The 21,432-nt window shown below is 64.8% G+C and carries 18 protein-coding genes and 1 tRNA gene; 14 read left to right on the top strand and 5 right to left on the bottom strand.

Going from position 1 to position 21,432, the window contains the following annotated elements:
• Positions 1–119 precede the first annotated feature (119 nt).
• The 3 genes from OKW35_RS08750 to dprA all read right to left on the bottom strand — a co-directional run bounded on the left by OKW35_RS08750 (position 120) and on the right by dprA (position 4,803).
• The gene (locus OKW35_RS08750) at positions 120–2,786 is read right to left on the bottom strand and encodes a DNA topoisomerase III (protein WP_429356405.1); all 2,667 of its coding nucleotides are present in this window, start codon (positions 2,784–2,786) and stop codon (positions 120–122) included.
• 308 nt (positions 2,787–3,094) lie between these two features.
• A complete protein-coding gene (locus OKW35_RS08745; protein ID WP_018418960.1) occupies positions 3,095–3,472 on the bottom strand; it encodes a thioredoxin family protein in 378 nt (125 codons plus the stop codon).
• A 101-nt stretch (positions 3,473–3,573) separates the two neighbouring features.
• Complete coding sequence (dprA, locus tag OKW35_RS08740; RefSeq protein ID WP_429356406.1) at positions 3,574–4,803, bottom strand: DNA-processing protein DprA; 1,230 nt, start codon at positions 4,801–4,803, stop codon at positions 3,574–3,576.
• 277 nt (positions 4,804–5,080) lie between these two features.
• Between dprA and def the strand changes: the two genes are divergently transcribed.
• The 14 genes from def (at position 5,081) to OKW35_RS08670 (ending at position 17,836) form a co-directional block, all read left to right on the top strand.
• Positions 5,081–5,584 carry a peptide deformylase gene (gene def / locus OKW35_RS08735; protein WP_090805503.1) on the top strand — a complete coding sequence of 168 codons (504 nt, stop codon included), beginning with the start codon at positions 5,081–5,083 and terminating at the stop codon, positions 5,582–5,584.
• Between the two features lie 30 nt (positions 5,585–5,614).
• A complete protein-coding gene (gene fmt / locus OKW35_RS08730) occupies positions 5,615–6,610 on the top strand; it encodes a methionyl-tRNA formyltransferase (RefSeq protein ID WP_429551713.1) in 996 nt (331 codons plus the stop codon).
• Between the two features lie 116 nt (positions 6,611–6,726).
• Positions 6,727–7,368, top strand: coding sequence for a LysE family translocator (locus tag OKW35_RS08725; protein ID WP_187631072.1), 642 nt, complete (start codon positions 6,727–6,729; stop codon positions 7,366–7,368).
• A gap of 105 nt (positions 7,369–7,473) precedes the next feature.
• Positions 7,474–8,331, top strand: a complete 858-nt coding sequence (gene htpX / locus OKW35_RS08720) for a zinc metalloprotease HtpX (protein WP_018418965.1) — start codon at positions 7,474–7,476, stop codon at positions 8,329–8,331.
• Between the two features lie 199 nt (positions 8,332–8,530).
• Positions 8,531–9,970, top strand: coding sequence for a 16S rRNA (cytosine(967)-C(5))-methyltransferase RsmB (gene rsmB, locus OKW35_RS08715; protein WP_429551712.1), 1,440 nt, complete (start codon positions 8,531–8,533; stop codon positions 9,968–9,970).
• Positions 9,967–10,566, top strand: coding sequence for a DUF4390 domain-containing protein (locus OKW35_RS08710; RefSeq protein ID WP_184025788.1), 600 nt, complete (start codon positions 9,967–9,969; stop codon positions 10,564–10,566). The genes rsmB and OKW35_RS08710 overlap by 4 nt, the downstream gene beginning before the upstream one ends.
• Positions 10,556–12,982 carry a sensor histidine kinase gene (locus OKW35_RS08705; RefSeq protein WP_184060907.1) on the top strand — a complete coding sequence of 809 codons (2,427 nt, stop codon included), beginning with the start codon at positions 10,556–10,558 and terminating at the stop codon, positions 12,980–12,982. The genes OKW35_RS08710 and OKW35_RS08705 overlap by 11 nt, the downstream gene beginning before the upstream one ends.
• Positions 12,983–13,672, top strand: a complete 690-nt coding sequence (gene esaR, locus OKW35_RS08700) for a response regulator transcription factor EsaR (protein ID WP_184051110.1) — start codon at positions 12,983–12,985, stop codon at positions 13,670–13,672. It begins immediately after the preceding gene.
• A 93-nt stretch (positions 13,673–13,765) separates the two neighbouring features.
• Positions 13,766–13,841: transfer RNA gene (locus tag OKW35_RS08695), tRNA-Phe, on the top strand.
• A 395-nt stretch (positions 13,842–14,236) separates the two neighbouring features.
• Complete coding sequence (queC, locus tag OKW35_RS08690; RefSeq protein ID WP_429407813.1) at positions 14,237–14,968, top strand: 7-cyano-7-deazaguanine synthase QueC; 732 nt, start codon at positions 14,237–14,239, stop codon at positions 14,966–14,968.
• A gap of 64 nt (positions 14,969–15,032) precedes the next feature.
• Entirely contained in the window at positions 15,033–15,665 is a 633-nt protein-coding gene (gene queE, locus OKW35_RS08685) for a 7-carboxy-7-deazaguanine synthase (protein WP_184060905.1), read from the top strand.
• Positions 15,666–15,674: 9 nt separating this feature from the next.
• Entirely contained in the window at positions 15,675–16,130 is a 456-nt protein-coding gene (gene queD, locus OKW35_RS08680; RefSeq protein WP_184061034.1) for a 6-carboxytetrahydropterin synthase QueD, read from the top strand.
• Positions 16,131–16,322: 192 nt separating this feature from the next.
• A complete protein-coding gene (locus tag OKW35_RS08675) occupies positions 16,323–17,105 on the top strand; it encodes an HpcH/HpaI aldolase family protein (protein ID WP_090802233.1) in 783 nt (260 codons plus the stop codon).
• Positions 17,102–17,836, top strand: coding sequence for a tetratricopeptide repeat protein (locus OKW35_RS08670; protein WP_184060904.1), 735 nt, complete (start codon positions 17,102–17,104; stop codon positions 17,834–17,836). The genes OKW35_RS08675 and OKW35_RS08670 overlap by 4 nt, the downstream gene beginning before the upstream one ends.
• An 84-nt stretch (positions 17,837–17,920) precedes the next feature.
• On the opposite strand, the gene rodA is transcribed toward OKW35_RS08670, so the two are convergent.
• Positions 17,921–19,069, bottom strand: coding sequence for a rod shape-determining protein RodA (rodA, locus tag OKW35_RS08665; protein WP_187612101.1), 1,149 nt, complete (start codon positions 19,067–19,069; stop codon positions 17,921–17,923).
• A 10-nt stretch (positions 19,070–19,079) separates the two neighbouring features.
• A complete protein-coding gene (gene mrdA / locus OKW35_RS08660) occupies positions 19,080–21,413 on the bottom strand; it encodes a penicillin-binding protein 2 (RefSeq protein ID WP_429551711.1) in 2,334 nt (777 codons plus the stop codon).
• Between the last annotated feature and the right edge of the window lie 19 nt (positions 21,414–21,432).

The following is a 21,432-nucleotide window of genomic DNA, read 5'->3' as shown; positions in this document are numbered from 1 at the left end:
CGCCTTTTTTCATGGACAGATGCGGACTACACCGCGGGCTGTGCACGGATCGCCGACTGCGGTGGCTAATGTAGCTATTCCTGCTACCACCGCGAGCCGCCGGTCCGAATCTCGCCCCACTAGCCGGTTTTTCGCGCCGCGGTCTTTTTCGCCGGTGCCTTCCTGGCCGCCGCGGACTTGGCGGCGGGCGCCTTCTTCGCCGCCACCTTCTTTTCCGCCGGCTCGGCCTTCACGGCCACCGCGGTATCACCTTCGTCCGCTTCCGGCATCGCCTTGGCCGCGGAACGAGCACCCGAAGTCTTCGCCGCTGCGGTCTTCGCCGCCGCCGGCTCCTTCTTCTCGAATTCGAAGCCGATCTTGCCGTCGTTCTGCTTGACGAGGAAAGCTTTGAAGTTACGGCCGGTACGCGACGACTTGAAGTTCGTCAGCAGATCGGTGCGACCCTCCTCGAGCAGTTTGGCCATCTGCTCGCGGGCGATTTCCTGCTGCAGGATCACCTTGCCGGAACGGAAGTCGCACGACTTCGGATTCGCCACCGAGTTTTCGCAGACGTAGCTCATGCCATGCTCGAAAACGCGGCCTTGGCACTTCGGACACGCGCCGACCGGCTGCTGATCGGAGAAGTCGGGCGGCTCGCCGTCTTCGCCGGCCGCGTCCTGGCCGAAGTCGAACTCGAGCTTGTAATTCTTGATCTCGTCGTCGAGCGACAGTTTCAGGATCGCCGAGAACGGCCGCCCCATCTTGCTGCGGAAGCCCGACAGCGGCCCGATCGTCTTGTTCTGCAGCAGTTCTTCGACTTCGGCGATCTCGAACTGACGGCCGCCCGGAATCTTCGAGATCGAGAACTCGCACTTCGAGCACGCGAAACGCCGGTAGTTTTCCTTCACCTGGCCACCGCAATGCGGGCAAGGTGTCTGCAATGTCGCGTAATCGCCCGGGATCGTGTCGGAATCGTATTCCTTCGCGCGCTTGACGATAGTCTGCGTCATGCGCGCGATTTCCTGCATGAACGCGTCGCGTGGCAGGTTGCCGCGCTCCATCTGCGACAGCTTGTATTCCCATTCGCCGGTTAGCTCCGGCGCAGTCAGCTCCTTCACGCCGAGGCCGCGTAGCAGCGTCATCAGCTGGAAGGCCTTGGCGGTCGGAATCAGATCGCGGCCTTCGCGGATCAGGTACTTTTCGGTGAGCAAACCTTCGATGATCGCCGCGCGCGTTGCCGGCGTGCCGAGCCCCTTGGCCGCCATCGCTTCGCGCAATTCGTCGTCTTCGACCAGTTTTCCCGCACCTTCCATCGCCGACAGCAGCGTCGCTTCGTTGTAGCGTGCGGGCGGCTTCGTGATCAGTTGCTGCGCGGCGATCTTGTCGGTCTTGACCTTTTCGTCCTTCTGCACCGGCACGAGGTTCGCGTCATCGCCGCTGGTTTCACGGCCGTAGATCTGCAGCCAACCCGGCTCGACGAGCACCTTGCCCTCGGTCTTGAAGTGATGGCCGACCACCTCGGTGATACGCGTCGTCACTCGGGATTCGGCGGCAGGGAAGAACACGGCGAGGAAGCGCTTCACGACGAGGTCGTAGAGCTTCTGCTCCGGCTCGGACAGATTCTTCGGCGCCTGCAGCGTCGGGATGATTGCGAAGTGGTCGCTGATCTTCGAGTTGTCGAAGATGCGCTTGTTCGGTTTCACCCAGCCCTTGTCGAGCACCTGCTTCGCGAACGGCAGGTAGTTGTTGCTCTCCTTGAGCATGCCGAGCGTCTGCTTGACCGTGTCCAGATAGTCTTCCGGCAGCGCGCGCGCGTCGGTACGCGGATAGGTCAGAACCTTGTGCTTTTCGTACAGCGCCTGAGCGAGACCCAGCGTGTTCTTCGCCGAAAAGCCGAAGCGGCCGTTGGCTTCTCGCTGCAGACTGGTCAGGTCGAAGAGCGCGGGCGACAGCTGCGTCGACGGTTTCGACTCCTCGGTCACCGTGCCGAGCTGGCCGCGGCAAGCCGCGACAATCGTCTCTGCCGCTGGCAACGCCCAGAGGCGCGAATCGCGCTTCTCCGGATCGAACTCATCGCGCTTGAATTTCGGATCGAACCAGCGGCCTTCGTAGAAGCCGCCCGCGCAGACGAACTCCGCCTTCACTTCCCAGTAGTCGCGCGGCACGAAGCGTCGAATCTTCTCTTCGCGCTCGACGACGATCGAAAGCGTCGGCGTCTGCACGCGCCCGACCGTGGTCAGGAAAAAGCCGCCGCCCTTGCTGTTGAACGCGGTCATCGCGCGCGTGCCGTTGATGCCGACGAGCCAGTCCGCCTCCGAGCGGCAGCGCGCCGCGTCGGCGAGCGGCTGCATCTCTTCGTCGCTGCGCAGACGCGCGAAACCGTCGCGGATCGAGCCGGCCGTCATCGACTGCAGCCACAGCCGTTGCACCGGCTGTTTGGCTTTCGCGTGCTGCGCGATCAGGCGGAAAATCAGTTCGCCCTCGCGCCCCGCGTCGCATGCGTTGATCAGACGGTCGATGTCCTTGCGCTTCATCAGCCTGGTCAGCACCTTCAGGCGCGACTCGCTCTTCGCGATCGGATTCAGATCGAAATGCGGAGGAATGACGGGCAGATTGGCAAAGCTCCACTTGCCGCGCTTGACTTCGTAGTCGTCGGGCGCGGCGATTTCCAGCAGGTGGCCCACTGCCGATGAAAGGACGTAGTCGTCGCTTTCGTAGTACTCGTCATGCTTGGTAAAGCCGCCCAAAGCGCGCGCGATGTCGTTCGCGACAGAAGGCTTTTCGGCGATGATCAGTGCTTTGGACATGACTCGATGTGAGGTTGGTAGATCCGGGTTGGTGGCCTTGAGGGCCAACATGGCGCGAGACGCTCGCTTGAGACCTCTTTCGATCCAATAACGACCGCTTTATAGCACAAGGTGCGAACCCAACGGGTCAAGTGCCATAAAAGCGCGTCATCATAATTGCGCGTCCGGCGGTTGATCAACTGCGGCAAACGCCGCGTGCGGACAGCGATGCCAGCCGCGATGCCGTCCCAAATGATCGGCGGGGGCCTGTGCCGCAAGCCGCGCGTCGCGAGGCTTTCCGTTTGACCGGGCGGCGCGCGAGGCCGCCTTCAGGCGACCGCCAGCGCCGGTCGGAGCTTCGGCGCTCCGGTTACGCCGGGCAGCGCGGTCAGATCCGACAGCATCCGCTCGACGATCGACACCTGTGGCAAAACCGTACCGAAAAACCGTGTCGTCACCGAGTCTTCGATCAGGACGGTCGGGAAATTCTCGACGTCCAGATCGTCGAACCGATCCGCATGAGTTTCGATGTCGATCCATGCGAAACAGACTTCCGGGTGCCGCTCGGCCAGTTGGTTGAAGGAGTCCCGGTACTCGCGACACGTTCCGCACCACTCCGCGCACAGGCATGCAACGAACAGCGTGTCGGGTTCGTTGACGCGCTCGGCGATCCGGTCCTGGTCGGTGTCGAGGTTCAGCGCGGGCATGAAGTGATTTCCTTGTGTGTTTTGTCGGGTGCTTTGGCGCGAATGTAGCATGGCCGGTCGCGAAAAGTTGCCAATCTGCATTGACGCCGGTCAGTCTCGGCTCAGTCATGATGGGCTCGCATGAAGCGGCCGCCGGGCAGCAGCGTGACCTCGCCGGCGAGTTCGAGCCGGAGCAAGGCGGCGTGCAGGGCGGCGTTCTCCATCTCGGTACGGGCGGCGAGAATTTCAAGCGTGGTCGGCGAATGGCCGAGCGCGGCGAGCAGACGCTGTGCGTCAGGGGCGAGCGCCGGCTGCGGGGCCGGCCCGGACGCCGGTGAGTCGGCGAAGGCTGCGGTCGTAGCGGGCAAAGCGGTCCCACCCGACGAAACGTGCAAACCCGCATGCTCCAGCGGCACGGCCCGCTTCGCCGAGCGTCTCGCATCGCCCGCCGGCCGCCGGGCAAAACCGAGCTCCTCCAGCACCTCGTCAGGCGTTTCCACGAGCCGCGCTCCCTGCTTGATCATCCGATGACAGCCGCGCGACAACGGCGCGTAAATCGATCCGGGCAACGCGAACACGTCACGCCCCATCTCATTGGCAAGCCGCGCAGTAATGAGCGAACCGGAACGCATAGCCGCCTCGACGATCACGACTCCGCTGACCAGCCCAGCGATCAGCCGGTTGCGCTGTGGGAAGTTGGCGGCGCGTGCCGGCGTGCCGAGCGGCCACTCCGAGAGAATCGCACCCTGCGCCGCGATCTGCCGCGCGAGCGCTTGATGCGCGGCGGGATAGACGAGGTCCGCGCCGGTGCCGACCACCGCGACCGTTCCGCCGACACCCTCCAACCCGCCCCGATGCGCGGCGCCGTCGATGCCGAGTGCGAGCCCCGATACGACCGTCACGCCCGCCGCCGACAGTTCTCGCGCGAACCGCCGCGCATCCTCGATGCCCTGCGGCGTCGCGCTGCGGCTGCCTACGAGCGCGACCGCGCGCGTATGCAGCAGCTCAAGCCGGCCTTTTATATATAGGAGGGGTGGCGGATCGGGCAACGTCAGCAGCGCGGGCGGATAGGCGGGATCGTCGAGCGTGACGATCTGGTTGCCCGGCTGCTCGCGCCATGCGAGCACCGCATCGAGCTGGCCGTCGAACGCTGGACCCGGCGGCGCCAGCACCGCGCGCGCCGCGGCGTCTCCGGCGACCTCCGCGAGCGTCTCCGGCGACTGCGCCAACAGCGCCTGCGGCAGCCCGAATGCGCCCAGCAACAGGCGCAACGCCGCGGGTTTTAGGCCCGGCGCAAGTGACAACCGCAGCCAGGCGGCAAGTTCGATACGGGTCGCGGGCAAGGTCTGCATGCGGGTCGCTCCTCTGGCGGGGCCTGCGGGCAGGCGGGCGCCATGCTAAAATTTTCATCATCCGAAATAAAAACGCGGAAATAAAACGGCAATGAGCCGCGAATAATCGCGGCGCCGTGCTTACCGGCGCGGGTTCGTCGTCGGGCGCACGAGGCGCGTTGAATCGAACCGGTTCGACATCATCTATCCTCTGCGTATTACGACGGGCTCACAACCTGGCCAAATGGCCAACGCGAGCCGCCAACGGTTGGCGGCGTCTCAAATCACACTCGAAATCATGGCTTTACTGAGCATCCTCAATTACCCGGACAAACGGCTGCACAAGGTGGCGAAGCCAGTCCCGGAGGTCAACGACCGTATCCGCCGTCTCGTCGCGGACATGGCCGAAACGATGTACGCGGCGCCCGGCGTCGGCCTCGCCGCCACCCAGGTGGACGTGCACGAACGCGTGATCGTGATCGACGTGTCGGAAACGCACGACGAACTGCTCGCGTTCATCAATCCGGAAATCGTCTGGTCGAGCGATGAGAGGAAGTTGTCGGAAGAGGGCTGCCTGTCGGTGCCCGGGATCTACGACAACGTCGAGCGTGCCGAGAAAGTGCGCGTGCGTGCGCTCAACGAGAAGGGCGAAACGTTCGAGCTCGATTGCGAGGGGCTGCTCGCCGTGTGCATTCAGCACGAAATGGATCACCTGATGGGCCACGTGTTCGTCGAGTATCTGTCGCCGCTGAAGCAAACGCGCATCAAGAGCAAGATGAAGAAGCTCGCCCACGCGATGTAACGCGCTTTCAACTTGCCTATCGCCCCATTCATGAGTCATTCGTTGCGCGTCATCTTTGCCGGCACACCGGAATTCGCCGCGGCCGCGCTAGCCGCGATTCATGGCGCCGGGTTTGCCGTGCCGCTCGTCTTGACGCAGCCGGACCGGCCGGCGGGTCGCGGCATGAAGCTGCAGGCGAGTCCGGTCAAGCGCTACGCGCAGGAGCACGGCCTCGCGGTTGCGCAGCCCGCGTCGCTGCGCCGCGCTGGCAAATATCCACAGGAAGCCGCCGCCGGCATCGAGCAACTGCGCGCGACGCCGCACGACGTGATGGTTGTCGCCGCCTACGGACTGATCCTGCCGCAGGAAGTGCTCGACATTCCGCGCTTCGGCTGCATCAACATCCACGCGTCGCTGCTGCCACGCTGGCGCGGCGCGGCGCCGATTCATCGCGCGATCGAGGCGGGCGACGCGCAAACCGGCATCACGCTGATGCAGATGGACGCTGGACTCGACACCGGCGCGATGATTTCCGAAGTACGCACCCCCATCTCCGCCGACGACACCACCGCCACGCTGCACGACCGCCTCGCCGGGGACGGCGCGCAACTGATCGTCGACGCACTGATCGAGCTCGAGCGCAGCGGCAAGCTGACGTCGATCCCGCAACCGGCCGACGGCGTGACCTACGCCGAGAAAACCGCCAAGCACGAAGCGGCGCTCGACTGGCGCCGGCCGGCCGAGGCGCTTGCGCGTCAGGTGCGCGCGTTCGACCCGTTCCCCGGCGGCGCCGGCACGCTCGACGACGGCAGCACCGTCAAGATCTGGGCCGCCACCGCCGTAGCCTCGCCGGCGTCGGGCAGCAACAAGGCGCCAGGCACCATCGTCGAAGTTGCGCCCGACGGTGTGCTGGTCGCTTGCGGCGAAGGTGCACTGCGTCTGACGCAATTGCAGAAGCCCGGCGGCAAGCGCCTGCCGGTGCGCGAATTCATTGCTGGCTCGCCGCTCGCCGCAGGCCAGCGCTTCCAGCTTCCCGAGGCGCAATAAGCGCGTCTCGCACGCCGGAGCATCGTCCATTCGGCCGGTGTTCTCCGCGCCCGCCGCGAGCGCGACGCGCGTTAGAATCCTCCATGCAGCAGACCAGGTTTTCGAGGGTGCATCACATGTTCGGCATCGTCCATTTCGAGTTTTTCATCGTCGCGGTTTTTCTCCTGAACATCACGCCGGGGCCGGATACCGCTTATATCGTCGGGCGCAGCGTCGCCCAGGGCCGCGGCGCGGGGCTGATGTCGGCGCTCGGCATTTCGGCGGGCTGTTGCATTCACTCGCTTGCCTGCGCGTTTGGGCTGACCGCGCTGCTGGCCGCGTCGGCCACGGCGTTCACCATCGTCAAATTCGTCGGCGCGATTTATCTGATCTATCTGGGGGTGCGCCTGATCTTCACGAAACCGGCCGCGGATGCGCCGGTCGGCGACGCGCGCGCGTCGTCCACGCCGAAGTCGCTGCGGCAGTTGTTCCTGCAAGGCTTCTGGACCAACGTTCTGAACCCGAAAGTCGTGCTGTTCTTCGTGTCGTTCTTCCCGCAATTCGTCACGACGGGCAGCGAACACAAGACCTTCGCGTTTCTCACGCTCGGCGCGGTCTTCGTGCTGATGAGCATGGTCTGGAACAGCTTCGTCGCGTGGATCGCGGGAAGCGTCACGCAGCGTTTCTCGGGCAAACCGGCGGTCAAGCGCTGGCTCGATCGCGGCGTCGGCAGCGCGTTCGTCGGCCTGGGCATCAAACTCGCGAGCGCCTCGCGATGATTGAATTTTCCCGCACCGCCCATATCTAACATTTCGCTTACAATCTGGCGCCGCAATCGCGCGGCACGGAGATGAAGGCCACGCTCGGGGCAAGGAGTTGCAGACATGTTTAACTGGGTGAAAACCGCGATGTTGATGGCCGCGATTACGGCCCTTTTCATCGTGATCGGAGGGATGATCGGCGGGTCGCGCGGCATGATGGTCGCGCTCGTGATCGCCCTTGGGATGAATTTCTTCTCGTACTGGTTCTCCGACAAGATGGTCCTGCGCATGTACAACGCGCAGGAAGTCGACGAAAACAGCGCGCCGCAGTTCTATCGGATGGTGCGCGATCTCGCCACGCGCGCGAACCTGCCGATGCCGCGCGTCTACCTGATCAACGAAGACGCGCCGAACGCGTTCGCCACCGGTCGCAACCCGGAGCACGCGGCAGTCGCGGCGACCACCGGCATTCTGCGCGTACTGTCCGAGCGCGAAATGCGCGGCGTAATGGCGCACGAACTCGCGCACGTGAAGCATCGCGACATTCTGATCTCGACGATTTCGGCGACCATGGCCGGCGCGATTTCCGCGTTGGCTAACTTCGCGATGTTCTTCGGCGGCCGCGACGAAAACGGCCGTCCCGCCAACCCGATCGCGAGCATCGCGGTTGCGCTGCTCGCGCCGATTGCGGGTGCGTTGATCCAGATGGCGATTTCGCGTGCGCGCGAGTTCGAAGCCGACCGGGGCGGCGCGCAGATTTCGGGCGACCCGCAGGCACTGGCGTCGGCGCTCGACAAGATCCATCGCTATGCGAGCGGCATTCCGTTCCCGACGGCCGAGGCGCATCCGGCCACCGCGCAGATGATGATCATGAATCCGCTGTCGGGCGGCGGTATCGCGAGTCTGTTCTCGACGCACCCGGCGACCGAGGAACGCATCGCGCGTTTGATGGAAATGGCGCGCACCGGGCGCTTCGACTGAGGCGCCGCGTCGCTCGGCGCGTCGAGCCTGAAGTACTGAAGAGCGGGCCCGCGAGGCCCGCTTTTTTTCGCACCGTTCGTCGCCACTGCGCGACAGCGTCTGCGGCCACCACCCACGCATGGCAGCGCCCCACCGGCGCCACGCTACAATGTGCGCTGATTGCGCCGCGCGCACCGTGCGGCTTGCCCTTGCTCCCTTCATGACTCCAAAGCCTTCTTCGCGTTCTGCTTCCTCGTCGGCGCATTCGCGCGAATCCCGTTTGTCGACGCTGCAACTGTCGCCCGAATCGCTCGGGTTCGCACTCGATTGCGCGGCCCAGGCCGTCGGCGCCGTGCGTCTCGGCGCGGCCTTGCCCGCGGCGCTGCAAAGCGTTTTCGTGGCGGTGCCCGAGGACAACGCCGCAGCGGCGCGCGGCGCGGTGCAGGATATCGCCTATCGCACGATGCGCCGTCTCGCAACCGCCGAGTGGCTGATCGCGAAGCTGGTGAAGAAGGCGCCTCCGCCGCACGTCGCGCATGTGCTCGCGTGCGCGCTCGCGCTGCTCGTCGACGACGAAGCGAGCGCCGCCTACACGCCGTTCACGGTCGTCGACCAGGCGGTCAGGGTGATTGGCGCGCGTCGCGAGTTCGCGTTCGCGAAGGGGCTCGTCAACGCGGTGCTGCGCAACTTCTTGCGCGAGCGCGACACGTTGCTCGCCTCGGTGCAAGCCGATGAAGTAGCGCGCTGGAACTATCCGGCCTGGTGGATCGACGCGGTGAAGCGCGCATGGCCCGAGGCGTGGCAATCGGTGCTGGCCGCCGGCAACACGCAAGGTCCGCTGACGTTGCGCGTGAACGCGCGCCATTCGACGGTCGACGCCTATCTGCAAGTGCTGCAACGCCAGCAGATCGCCGCAAGCAAGGCTGGCGAGTACGCGGTCACGCTCGCGACGCCAATGCCGGTCGAGCGCATTCCGGGCTTCAGCGAAGGTGTCGTGTCCGTGCAGGACGCAGGGGCGCAACTCGCCGCGCAATTGCTCGGCGTGCGCGACGGCATGCGCGTGCTCGACGCATGCGCGGCCCCTGGCGGCAAGACCGGGCATCTGCTCGAACTCGCCAACGTTCAACTGGTCGCGCTCGAAAGCGATGCGTCTCGTGCGCGCCGCATCGGCGAAAACCTGCGGCGTCTGAAGCTCGAAGCGGAAGTGCGCATCGGCGACGCGGGCAACCCCGCGCAGTGGCACGACGACCTCGACCAGCCGTTCGACCGCATCCTCGCCGACGTGCCGTGCTCGGCGTCGGGCATCGTGCGGCGTCATCCGGATATTCGCTGGCTGCGTCGTCAGTCCGATATCGCCGCGCTCGTCGCCGAACAGCGCCGCATTCTCGACGCGCTGTGGCCGCTCGTGAAACCGGGCGGCGAGTTGCTTTACGTCACCTGTTCGATCTTCCCCGAAGAGGGCGAGTTGCAGGCACAGTGGTTTGGAAACCAGCACCAGGATGCGGTACGATTGGACGCGCCGGGGCAGCTTTTACCCTCAGTTGCTCGCGCGCCCGCCGACCCATCGGCCGGTTCTCATGCTGGACGACCCGCTGAATTCAGCGCCGGCACGAACTCAGACCACGACGGATTTTTCTACGCGCGCTTTCAGAAACGGTGACCATAAAACGCTTCTTCCCGCTTCGGCTCGCTGCCGTGCTCTGGATCGCGCTGGCCGTCTGGCTTGCAGCGCCGGGCGCGGCGCACGCTGACTCGATAGCGGTGCAGCGGGCGTCGCTGCAGGCCGACAACGGCGGCTGGAGTCTCGACGCGCATTTCGAATTCCAGCTGAACAGCAATCTCGAAGACGCGGTCAACAAAGGCATTCCGCTTTATTTCACGACCGATTTCGAACTGAGCCGGCCGCGCTGGTACTGGTTCGACGAGCAGCCGGTCAGCGTGTCGCAAAGTTTGCGGCTGTCGTTCCAGCCACTCACGCGCGAATATCGCGTGTCGAGCGTGCAGTCGGGCGGCTTGCAGCTCGGCTTTTCCACGCTCAACGATGCGCTCGCGGTGATCAAGCACGTGACGTCGTGGCACGTGATCGACCGCAATCAGGTGCGGGTCGGCGAAACCTATAACGCGTCCGTGCGCATGCAACTCGACATCGGGCTGATGCCCAAGCCGTTCCAGATCGACGCGGTGAACAACCGCGACTGGAACCTCGCCTCCGATTGGAAGCGCTTCACTTTCACGGCCGCCGATCGTGCTAAATAAAGTGCGCTCATCTTCCACCAGTGTCAGCAGCATCGTCGTGCGCGTGCTCGTATCGACGGTCGCGGTGACGGCCGTGTTGCTGCTCGTGTTGTTGGCCGCCGCCAGCGCGAACACCGAATTCTTCGACCGCTATTACCAGTGGCTGTATGCGGCCAACGTCGCGGTCGCGTTGATCTTTCTGCTGGTGGTGGCGACGCTCGTCGTCATCATCATCGTGCGATTACGCACGGGCAAATTCGGCACACGGCTGCTCGCGAAGCTCGCGTTCTTCATGGCGCTGGTCGGTGTGGTGCCGGGCGGCATCATCTACATCGTGTCGTATCAGTTCGTGTCGCGCAGCATCGAGTCGTGGTTCGACGTGAACGTCGAAACCGCGCTCGCGTCCGGCCTCAACCTCGGGCGCGGCATGCTCGACGCGTCGCTGTCCGATCTGCAGACGAAGGCGCGTCTGATGTCCGAGCAGCTCGCGAGCGCGGATGCGGCCGGCACCACGTTGACGCTGCTGCGGTTGCGCGACCAGTTCGGTGTGCAGGACGCGACGATCGTCGAGCCGACCCGCAGCATGTCTGGCGCGACGCCGGACATGCACGTGGTCGCGCAGGCGTCCGGCAACTACGCGATGCTGCTGCCGAACGATCTGCCGACACCGCTGATGATCGAGCAGGCGCGTGGCCACGGCTATGCGGCGATCGAAGGCGAAGTGGACGGCGATCCGAATGCGCACGGCGGCAAGGGAGCGCTGCGTCTGCGCGTGGTGCAGCGTATTCCCGATGCGAACGCGTCGCTGTTGCAGCCCGCCGAGCGCTTCCTGCAACTGACGCAGCCGGTCTCGACGACACTCGCGCGCAATGCCGACTCGGTGCAGCGCGCGTATCGCGAGTATCAGGAGAAGGCGCTCGGCCGCACCGGCTTGCGCAAGATGTACATCGGCACGCTGACCCTGTCGCTGTTTCTCGCGACTTTCATCGCGATGATGCTCGCGCTGGCGCTCGGCAATCAGCTCGCGCGGCCGCTATTCCTGCTCGCGCAGGGCACGAAGGAAATTACCGAGGGCGACTACACGCCAAAGCGCGAGATCAAGTCGCGCGACGAACTCGGTTTCCTCACGCAGTCGTTCAATGCGATGACGCGGCAGTTGTCGGAAGCGCGCGGGGCGGTCGAGAAAAATCGTATCGCGCTCGAGCATTCGAAGGCGTATCTCGAGAGCATCCTCGCGAACCTGACCGCGGGTGTGTTCGTGTTCGACCGGCAATTCCGGCTGACCACCGCGAATCGAGGCGCCGAGCGGATTTTCCGTCAGCCGTTCCAGACGGTGCTCGGCTCGTCGCTCGATCAGATCGGCGTGCTCGGCGAATTCGGCGCGATGGTGCGCAAGGCATTCGCCGATCGCGAAGCGGCGAGTGAAGACGGCCATGACGACAACGGCCATTGGCAGCAGCAGTTCTCGGTGCCGGTGCCCGGCGAAACCGAGCCGCTCACGCTGCTCGTGCGCGGCGCGCGCCTCGTCGCGGCGAACGAGCGCGACGCTGAAGGCATGCAGACCGCGGGCTACGTGATCGTGTTCGACGACATCTCCGACGTGATCTCCGCGCAGCGTTCGATCGCATGGGGCGAAGTCGCGCGGCGCCTCGCGCACGAGATCAAGAATCCGCTCACGCCGATTCAACTGTCGGCCGAACGATTGCAGATGAAGCTCGCCGACAAGCTCGCGCCGTCGGATGCGGACGTGCTGAAGCGCGGCGCGACGACGATCGTCAATCAGGTCGCCGCGATGAAGCAGATGGTCGACGATTTCCGCGACTACGCGCGCACACCGCCCGCGGTACTCGCGCATCTGCAATTGAATGGTCTGGTCAGCGAGGTGCTCACGCTGTACGGTATCGAAGAAGGCAAGGGCGCGATCCAGGTCGAGCTGGCGACCTTGCCCGCGATACGCGGCGACGCGACGCAGTTGCGACAGGTGATCCACAACCTGCTGCAGAACGCGCAGGACGCGGTCGCCGAAGTCGCGCATCCGCGTGTTTTGCTCGAGACGAGGACAGTAGAATACGGAGACCCCGACGCGCAAGGCAAGGCGCGCGTCGCGGTCCGTCTGACAGTGTCGGACAACGGACCAGGCTTCCCCGCGCGTATCCTCACGCGCGCGTTCGAGCCGTACGTGACGACCAAGGCCAAGGGTACGGGTCTGGGACTTGCGATGGTCAAGAAGATCGTCGACGAACATGGCGCGCGCATCGACATTCGCAATCGCATGAAGGCCGGCGACGTGATCGAAGGCGCGCAGATTTCGATTCTCTTCCTTCAACTGGCGGACGACCCCGCGCAGCCGGGTGCACCTGGTTCGGGTGCCCATCCGGCGCACGGCGGCGCGTCGCAGGGAACGACAAAAGCAACAGTGCAGACAAGGGCAGCGTAAATGGCAACCATCCTGGTGGTAGATGATGAAATGGGCATCCGGGAACTGCTCTCGGAGATCCTCAGCGACGAGGGACACGTCGTGGAGGCCGCTGAAAACGCGCAGGAGGCGCGCGAGTTCCGTCTGCGTCAGGCGCCGGACCTCGTGCTGCTCGACATCTGGATGCCGGACACCGACGGCGTGACGCTGCTCAAGGAATGGGCCGCGCAAGGTCAATTGACGATGCCCGTGATCATGATGTCCGGTCACGCGACGATCGACACCGCGGTCGAGGCCACCAAGATCGGCGCGCTCAACTTCCTCGAAAAGCCGATCGCGTTGCAGAAGCTATTAAAGGCGGTCGAGCAGGGACTCGCGCGTGGTAACGCGGCGGCCGTGCCTGGCGGCGTGGCTGCGAAGCCGGCGTTGCCGGTCAGCGCATCGTCAGTCGCGTCGGCGGCCGCGTTGCCGATACTGTCGTCCGATGGCGTCGGCGGCGGCACGCTCGTCGCGCAAACCGCGTCGATCTCGTTCGACATTCCGCTGCGCGATGCGCGCGATGCGTTCGAGCGCGCGTACTTCGAATATCACCTCGCGCGCGAGAACGGCAGCATGACGCGTGTCGCGGAGAAGACCGGTCTCGAGCGCACGCATCTTTATCGCAAGCTGAAGCAACTCGGCGTCGATCTCGGCAAGAACAAAGGGGAGTGAGCGCCACGTGTTGCATGCGAACGCGGCCCGGCAGATTATTTATGAAAGGGCTTGCTGAACTGCGGATCGCTTGATATAGTTTCGTTCTTCGTTGGCCCGGTAGCTCAGTTGGTAGAGCAGCGGATTGAAAATCCGCGTGTCGGTGGTTCGATTCCGCCCCAGGCCACCAGGATTCGGCCCCAGGAAATCGCAAGATTCCCTGGGGCTTTTCCGTTTGGCGGACAAGTCGTCACTTCGGCTTGCCATGCAGTTGAAGCCGCGCGCGTGAGACAGCTGGCGTCGGCGACATTCGGTGTCGCGTGATAAAATCGCGCCAGTTCAAGGACTTGCATGCAGGCGTCGGACGCGGTCGTGCACCGCGCGAATGCAGTGCCGAGCATGTCGCACCGAAGCACCCAATCCTTCGCCCGACGATCGGCGGTATAAGCGCCCAGCCACGTTCCCGCGCAACGCGCGACCTATACTGCTTTGGGCCGGCACAGTGCCGGCACACGTCGCGCCGCGTTGCTTGCATGGCGCACCTCGCGCAGCGCGACGTGGCACTCTCATTCACGGAGTATCACGGTGATCCGCAAAGACGCTAAGCGTAGCGCGCTCGTGCTGTTTTCCGGCGGCCAGGATTCTGCCACGTGTCTCGCGTGGGCGCTCGACCGTTACGACACGGTCGAAACGGTCGGCTTCGATTATGGTCAGCGTCATCGTGTCGAACTCGAATGCCGCGAAGGATTCCGTCAGGCCGTCGCGCGTGCGTTTCCGGCGTGGGCCGATCGTCTCGGCGACGATCACACGATCGACCTGTCGCTGCTCGGCGCGATCAGCGACACCGCGATGACGCGCGAGATCGAAATCGAAGCCACGGCCAATGGGTTGCCGAACACGTTCGTGCCGGGCCGCAATCTGATGTTCATGACGATCGCCGCGGCCATCGCGTATCGGCGCGGTTTGCAGGTGCTGGTCGGCGGGATGTGCGAGACGGACTTCTCGGGCTACCCCGATTGCCGCGACGACACGATGAAGGCGCTGCAGGTCGCGCTGAATCTCGGCATGGACACGCGCTTCGCGCTGGAGACGCCGCTGATGTGGCTCGACAAGGCCGACACGTGGCGCCTCGCGCGCGCGCTCGGCGGCGACGCATTGGTGGAACTGGTGCGTGTCGAGACGCATACCTGCTACGTCGGCGAACGGGCCGAGTTGCACGCATGGGGCTTCGGCTGCGGCGAATGCCCGGCATGCCGGTTGCGCAAACGCGGCTATGAGGCCTATCTCGCCGGCGAAAAAGTCACCGAGCCGGTCTGACGGCTCGCGCGAGAGCGCCCATCATTGAGCATCATTGATTCAGGAACACAGGACAGAAAGCAGCATGACGTACGCGGTCAAGGAAATTTTCTACACGTTGCAGGGCGAGGGTGCGAATGCCGGGCGGCCGGCCGTGTTCTGCCGTTTCGCGGGCTGCAATCTGTGGTCCGGCCGCGAAGAGGATCGCGCGGACGCCGTCTGCCGTTTCTGCGACACCGATTTCGTCGGCACCGACGGCGAGAACGGCGGCAAGTACCGCACACCTGACGAACTGGTCGCGATGATCGCGTCGCAATGGCCGCAAGGCGAGGGCGAACGCTTCGTCGTGTGCACTGGCGGCGAGCCGATGCTGCAGCTCGATCAACCGCTCGTCGACGCGCTGCACGCGGCCGGCTTCGAGATCGCGATCGAGACCAACGGCTCGCTGCCGGTGCTCGACACGATCGACTGGATCTGCGTGAGCCCGAAGGCCGACGCGCCGCTCGTCGTGACGAAGGGCAACGAACTGAAAGTCGTGATCCCGCAGGACAACCAGCGCCTCGACGACTACGCCAAGCTCGACTTCGAGTATTTCCTCGTCCAGCCGATGGACGGCCCGTCGCGCGACATCAACACGAAGCTCGCGATCGACTGGTGCAAACGTCATCCGCAGTGGCGCCTGTCGATGCAGACTCACAAGTATCTGAACATTCCCTGATTTGCCGTGCTGACGATTACCCGAAAACTCGAATTCGACGCGGGCCACCGCATTCCCGATCACCGCAGCCAGTGCCGTAATCTGCATGGCCATCGCTACGTGCTCGAAATCACGCTGCTAGGCGATCTGGTCGACACCGAAGGCGCGCCCGATCGCGGCATGGTGATGGACTTCGCCGACGTGAAGTCGCTCGCCAACGAGCACCTGGTCGACAAGTGGGACCACGCGTTTCTCGTCTACGAAGGCGACACGCAGGTGCGTGGCTTCCTCGACAGCATGGCGGATCACAAGACGGTCGTGATCGATCGCATTCCGACCGTCGAAAACCTCGCCGCGATTGCGTTCGACATTCTCGCGAACGTCTACGACGCGCACTACGGCGTGAACCTGCGCCTGCACAAAGTGCGTCTGTACGAGACGCCGAATTGCTGGGCCGAGGTGGTCCGCGACTCGCTTCCCACCTGAACCCACGCCCCGCCGCGCGAACGAACTTCTCGCGTTATTGTCACGGTATGATCGTTCCGACCAACACACGGAGCGAGACATGCCGGTCACCGCATCGCGTCGCAGCAGGCAACGAGGCCGTCAGCGCCCCGGTGCCTGCCTGATCCACTATCTGGCCCCGCTTCGCATTGCAAACCTGCGCGAGGCCAGCCGATGAGCACCTTCACCAACTCCCTCAAACAACGTCTGAAGGACAACGCGCCGCTGATCGGGCTGTGGTTGTCGCTCGGCAGCGAGGCCGCCGCCGAAGCACTCGCGCACGCCGGCTTCGACTGGCTGCTGATCGACATGGAGCACGCGCCCAACGATAGCGGCGGCGTCGAGTCGCAATTGCGCGCGATTGCCGCCGCCCATCTGCCGAGCGAGCCGGTGGTGCGGGTGCCCGCGAGCGAGCCGTGGCTCGTCAAGCGCGTGCTCGACGCCGGCGCGCGCACGCTGATGTTCCCGAACATCGAATCCGCTGAAGACGCGGCACGCGCCGTGCGGCTCACCCAATATCCGACCGCCGAGGCGCTCGACGGCCTGCGCGGCGTCGCGGGCGTCGTGCGCGCGGCCGGTTACGGCATGCGGCGTGATTACGTGCAGACGGCCAACGCACAGATCGCGACGATTGTGCAGATCGAATCGGCGCGCGGCTTGCGGGAGGTCGAGCAGATCGCGGCGACGCCGGGCGTCGATTGCCTGTTCGTCGGGCCGGCCGATCTGGCCGCGAGCCTTGGTCATCTCGGCGACGCGAAACACGCGGACGTGCAGGCGGCGATGGCGCGTATCGTCAGCGCGGCGGACAAGGCCGGCATTGCCGCCGGCATCTTCGCGATGGACGTGGCGAGCGCGCGGCAGCATCGCGACGCCGGTTTTCGCTTCGTCGCGCTAGCCGCCGACGTGATCTGGATGTTGCGCGCGACGCGCCAGGCATTACAGGAGGTGAGGTCATGAACGGCAGAGTGCAGGGGGGCGCCGGGCGGATGATCACGCGAGTGACCGCGCAAGTGACCATGGCGGTGGCGCTGCTCGCGACTGGGGCGTGGAACGCCGCGTATGCACAGGATCACGTCGCCAAGGCGAACGATCCGCAGACGCAATCCGCGGTGGCCGACTACAACGCCGGCAATCTTGGCGCCGCGCTGAGCGAATTCCGCCAGGCCGCCGAGCGCGGCAGCCGCCTCGCCCAGTTCAATTACGCGATGATGCTGCTCAACGGCGAAGGCACGCCGGTCAACGTCGACGAAGGCAAGAAGTGGCTGCGCAAGGCCGCCGACGCGAACATGTCGCACGCGCAATATGTGTACGGCAAGATGTACGACGATGGCGAGTTCGTCGGGCGCGATCCGGTGGAGGCGCATCGCTGGTTCATGAAGGCGGCCGCGCAGGGCCATGTGCAGGCGGAGCTCGCGCTCGCGAATCAGTTCCTCGACGGACGCGGTACCGAGCGTGACAACAAGCAGGCGTTCGTCTGGTACAAGAAAGCGGCGCAGGGCGGCGACATGACCGCGCAGTACGTGACCGGCTCGTTCTACGAGCGCGGCGGCGATGGCGTCGACCGGAATCTGAATGTGGCGCGCGCATATTACGCGGCCGCGGCGGCGCAGGGCGATCCGGCCGCGCGCCTGAAGTATCAGCAGTTGAGCGCGCAGCTGCGCGATCAGAAGGAAGTGAAGCCGCAGTAATAAAGCAGCAAAAAAGCAAAAAGGGCGCTCGCAACGAGCGCCGTTTTTTGCATTGTCGTTTGCTAGCGTGCCGCTAGCTACGGGTTAGCTCTGCATCAACCGCTTCTGTCGCGCGACGCTCATGATCAGCCCGATCGCGACGCCCAATGTAGTCAGCGCGGTGCCACCGTAACTCATGAACGGCAACGGCACGCCGACCACCGGCAGAATCCCGCTCACCATGCCGATATTGACGAACGCGTACGTGAAGAACGCCATCGTCAACGAGCCGGCCAATAATCGCCCGAACAATGTCGCGCCGTTGGCCGCGATGTAGAGCCCGCGCGCGATCAATAGCATGTACAGCGTGAGCAGCACGATTCCGCCTGCCAAACCGAACTCTTCCGAAAACACCGCGAAGATGAAGTCGGTGTGCTTCTCGGGGATGAACTCCAGATGCGCCTGCGTACCCTTCAGCCAACCCTTGCCGAGCGGGCCGCCCGAGCCGATCGCGATCACCGCTTGAATCGTGTGGAAGCCTTTGCCGAGCGGGTCAGAGGTCGGATCGAGCAGCGTGCAGATGCGGTGCTTCTGGTAGTCGTGCATCAGCGGCCACTGCACTTCGGGCTGACAGATCTTGTCCTGGAACGCCGCGATCGACGCAACCGCAATCACGGCCGCGATCAGCACCGGCATGATCAGCTTGAAGCTCAGCCCCGCGAAGTAAATCACGAACAGGCCGGCCGCGAACACGAGCACGGCCGTGCCGAGGTCGGGCTGCTTCGCGATCAGGCCGACCGGCACGATCAGGATCACGAAGCCGACCAGGTAGTCGTACCAGCGCATCACGCCTTCGCGGCGCTGGTAGTACCAGGCGAGCATCAGCGGTGTGGCGATCTTCATGATTTCCGATGGCTGGATCACCACGCCGACGTTGATCCAGCGCTTCGCGCCCTTGCGCGTAAGGCCGAACATCGCGACTGCGACCAGTAGCGCGATCCCGAACGCGTAGAGCGGGACCGCGAAGCGCATCAGCGTATTGGGCGGCACATTGGCGAGCCCCCACATCAGCACGAAGGTGAGCAGGATGTTGCGCAACTGGTCTTCGACGCGGCCCGGCATGTCGAGCGTCGCGCTGTACAGCGTGACGATGCCGACGCACAGCAGCAGAAACACGATCAGTGCGAGCGGACGGTCGAAGCCTACGAACATCCGTTTGATGCGCTCGAGCCAGGCGCGCTTGTCGAATTGCATGCCTTTCTCCTTATTCGTCGATGCCGCCGGCGGCCGGCTGGCGCGGCGACGCGCCCTGGAAGCTGTCCTCGCGCGATGGTGCCGCTGCGGTCGGCGCCGGCTCGCTTGCCGGACGGGGTTGGTGCGGGGCGCCGGACGTACGCGACGCGGATTTCTTTGCCACGGACGAAGCCGATGCCGCTGCCGGCGCGCTGGCCGGCACCGTTGCCGCCGCGCCAGCCGACGCCGCCACCGGCGCAGACGCGCCATTCGTGCCCGAAGCCGCAACGGCCGCCGACGCACCGGAGGCCACAGCGGCAGCCGCCGCCCCTGGCATCGGCAGTGCCTTGAAGCCCGCCGCAATCTTGAGCGGCTGAGCGCCATCATGCGAGGCCGGCGTATCGCCGACCTGCGGCGCGGATGCTTCGAGCGTGGTCGATGCCGCTACCGCGACGGCCGCTTCTTCCGCGCCGGGCTTGTTCTTGCCGACCAGGTAATAGTCGAGCACCCTGCGCGCAATCGGACCGGCCGCCTCCGCGCCCCAGCCGCCGTTTTCGACGACCAGCGCGAGTGCGATCTTCGGTTGATCGGCCGGCGCGAAGGCGATGAACAGCGCGTGATCGCGCAAATTCTCCGCAACCGCGTGACCTTTGTAGTTCGCGCCTTGCAGCGAGTACACCTGCGCGGTACCGGTCTTGCCGGCCGCCTGATATGGCGCGCCCGCGAACACTTTGGCCGCCGTGCCGTTCGTGACCACGCCTTCCATCGCGCGCTTGATGAAGTCGATGTCCTGCTGCTTGACCGCGATCTTGTCGCTCGGATCGCGCACCACCGGCCGCGTGTCCTTCGTGATCGGATTCTCGATGTCGCGCACGAGGTGCGGCTTCATCACGACGCCGTTGTTCGCGAGCGTTGCGGTGGCATGGGCGAGCTGCAGGATCGTGAACGAGTTGTAGCCCTGGCCGATGCCGAGGCTGACCGTTTCGCCTTCGTACCACTTCTGCTGCTCGGGGCGGCGGTACGCGTGGCGCTTCCAGTCGGTCGACGGCAGGATGCCCTTCGCTTCGCCGGCGATGTCGATGCCGGTGATCTGCCCGAAGCCCCACGGCTTCATGAAGTTCGCGATGTTGTTGACGCCGAGATCGTGCGCGAGCATGTAGAAGTACGTGTCGTTCGACACGACGATCGCGCGGTTCATGTCGATCCAGCCTTGGCCCGAGCGCACGTCGTTGCGGAACGTGTGGCCGCCGAACGTGTAGTAACCGGGGTCCTGGAAGCCCCAGCTCGGCGTGCGCTTGTGCAGCGTCAGCGCGGCGAGCGCCATGAACGGCTTGTAGGTCGAGCCCGGCGGATAGGTGCCGTGCAGCGGCCGGTTCAGGAGCGGATGGTCGGGCGAGTTGTTCAGCTCGTCCCAGGTCTGCTGGTCGATGCCGTCGACGAAGGAATTCGGATCGAAGCTCGGCGCCGACACGAATGCGAGCACGTCGCCGGTGGACGGCTCGATCGCGACGAGCGCGCCGCGGTGTCCGGCGAACGCCTGCTCGGCGACCTGCTGAAGGCCGATGTCGAGCGACAGCACGAGGTTGTTGCCCGGCGTCGCCTGGGTGCGCGACAGCGTACGCACCGGGCGGCCGCCCGCCGTCACCTCGACTTCCTCGAAACCGGTCTGGCCGTGCAGCTCGGTCTCGTAGCTCTGCTCGACGCCGATCTTGCCGATGTAATCGGTGCCCTTGTAGTTGTTCGCGTCAAGACGCGGATCGTAGTGATCCGGATCGCTGTCGTTCTGATCGCTGGCGTCGTCGATGCGGTCCTGGTCGCGTTGCGAAATCCGTCCGATGTAGCCGATCACGTGCGCGGCGGTCGGCCCGAGCGGGTACTGGCGGAACAGCCGCGCGCGCACTTCGACGCCAGGGAAGCGGAAGCGCTGCGCGGTGAAGCGCGCGACTTCGTCGTCGGTCAGGCGCGTGCGGATCGGCAGACTTTCGAAGTTCTTCGAGTCTTCCTGCAGCTTCTTGAAGCGGCGACGGTCGCGCGCATCGATCGACACGACGGTGGCGAGGTTGTCGATCACGTTATCGAGCGTGTCGTTCAGCTTCGACGGGGTGATTTCAAGCGTATAGGCCGAGTAGTTCTTCGCGAGCACGACGCCGTTCCGGTCGGTGATGATGCCGCGGTTCGGCACGATCGGCGCGACGGAGATGCGGTTTTCATCGGCTTGCAGCGAGTACTTGCTGTAGTGCCAGACCTGCAGGAACAGGAAGCGGAAGCCGATCAGCCCGAAGCAGACAAACACGAACAGGCCGGCCGCCGCGACGCGCAGGCGGAATTTCGTGAGCTGCTGTTGAGTGTCCTTGAATTCGGTCATGCGATTCTGCAAAAGGCCG

It is taken from the genome of Paraburkholderia sp. MM5477-R1, from assembly GCF_050436385.1.
In the GTDB taxonomy this organism is placed as follows: domain Bacteria; phylum Pseudomonadota; class Gammaproteobacteria; order Burkholderiales; family Burkholderiaceae; genus Paraburkholderia; species Paraburkholderia tuberum.
The sequence above is the reverse complement of the archived record's forward strand: the minus strand, read 5'-3'. Positions and strand labels throughout refer to the sequence as shown.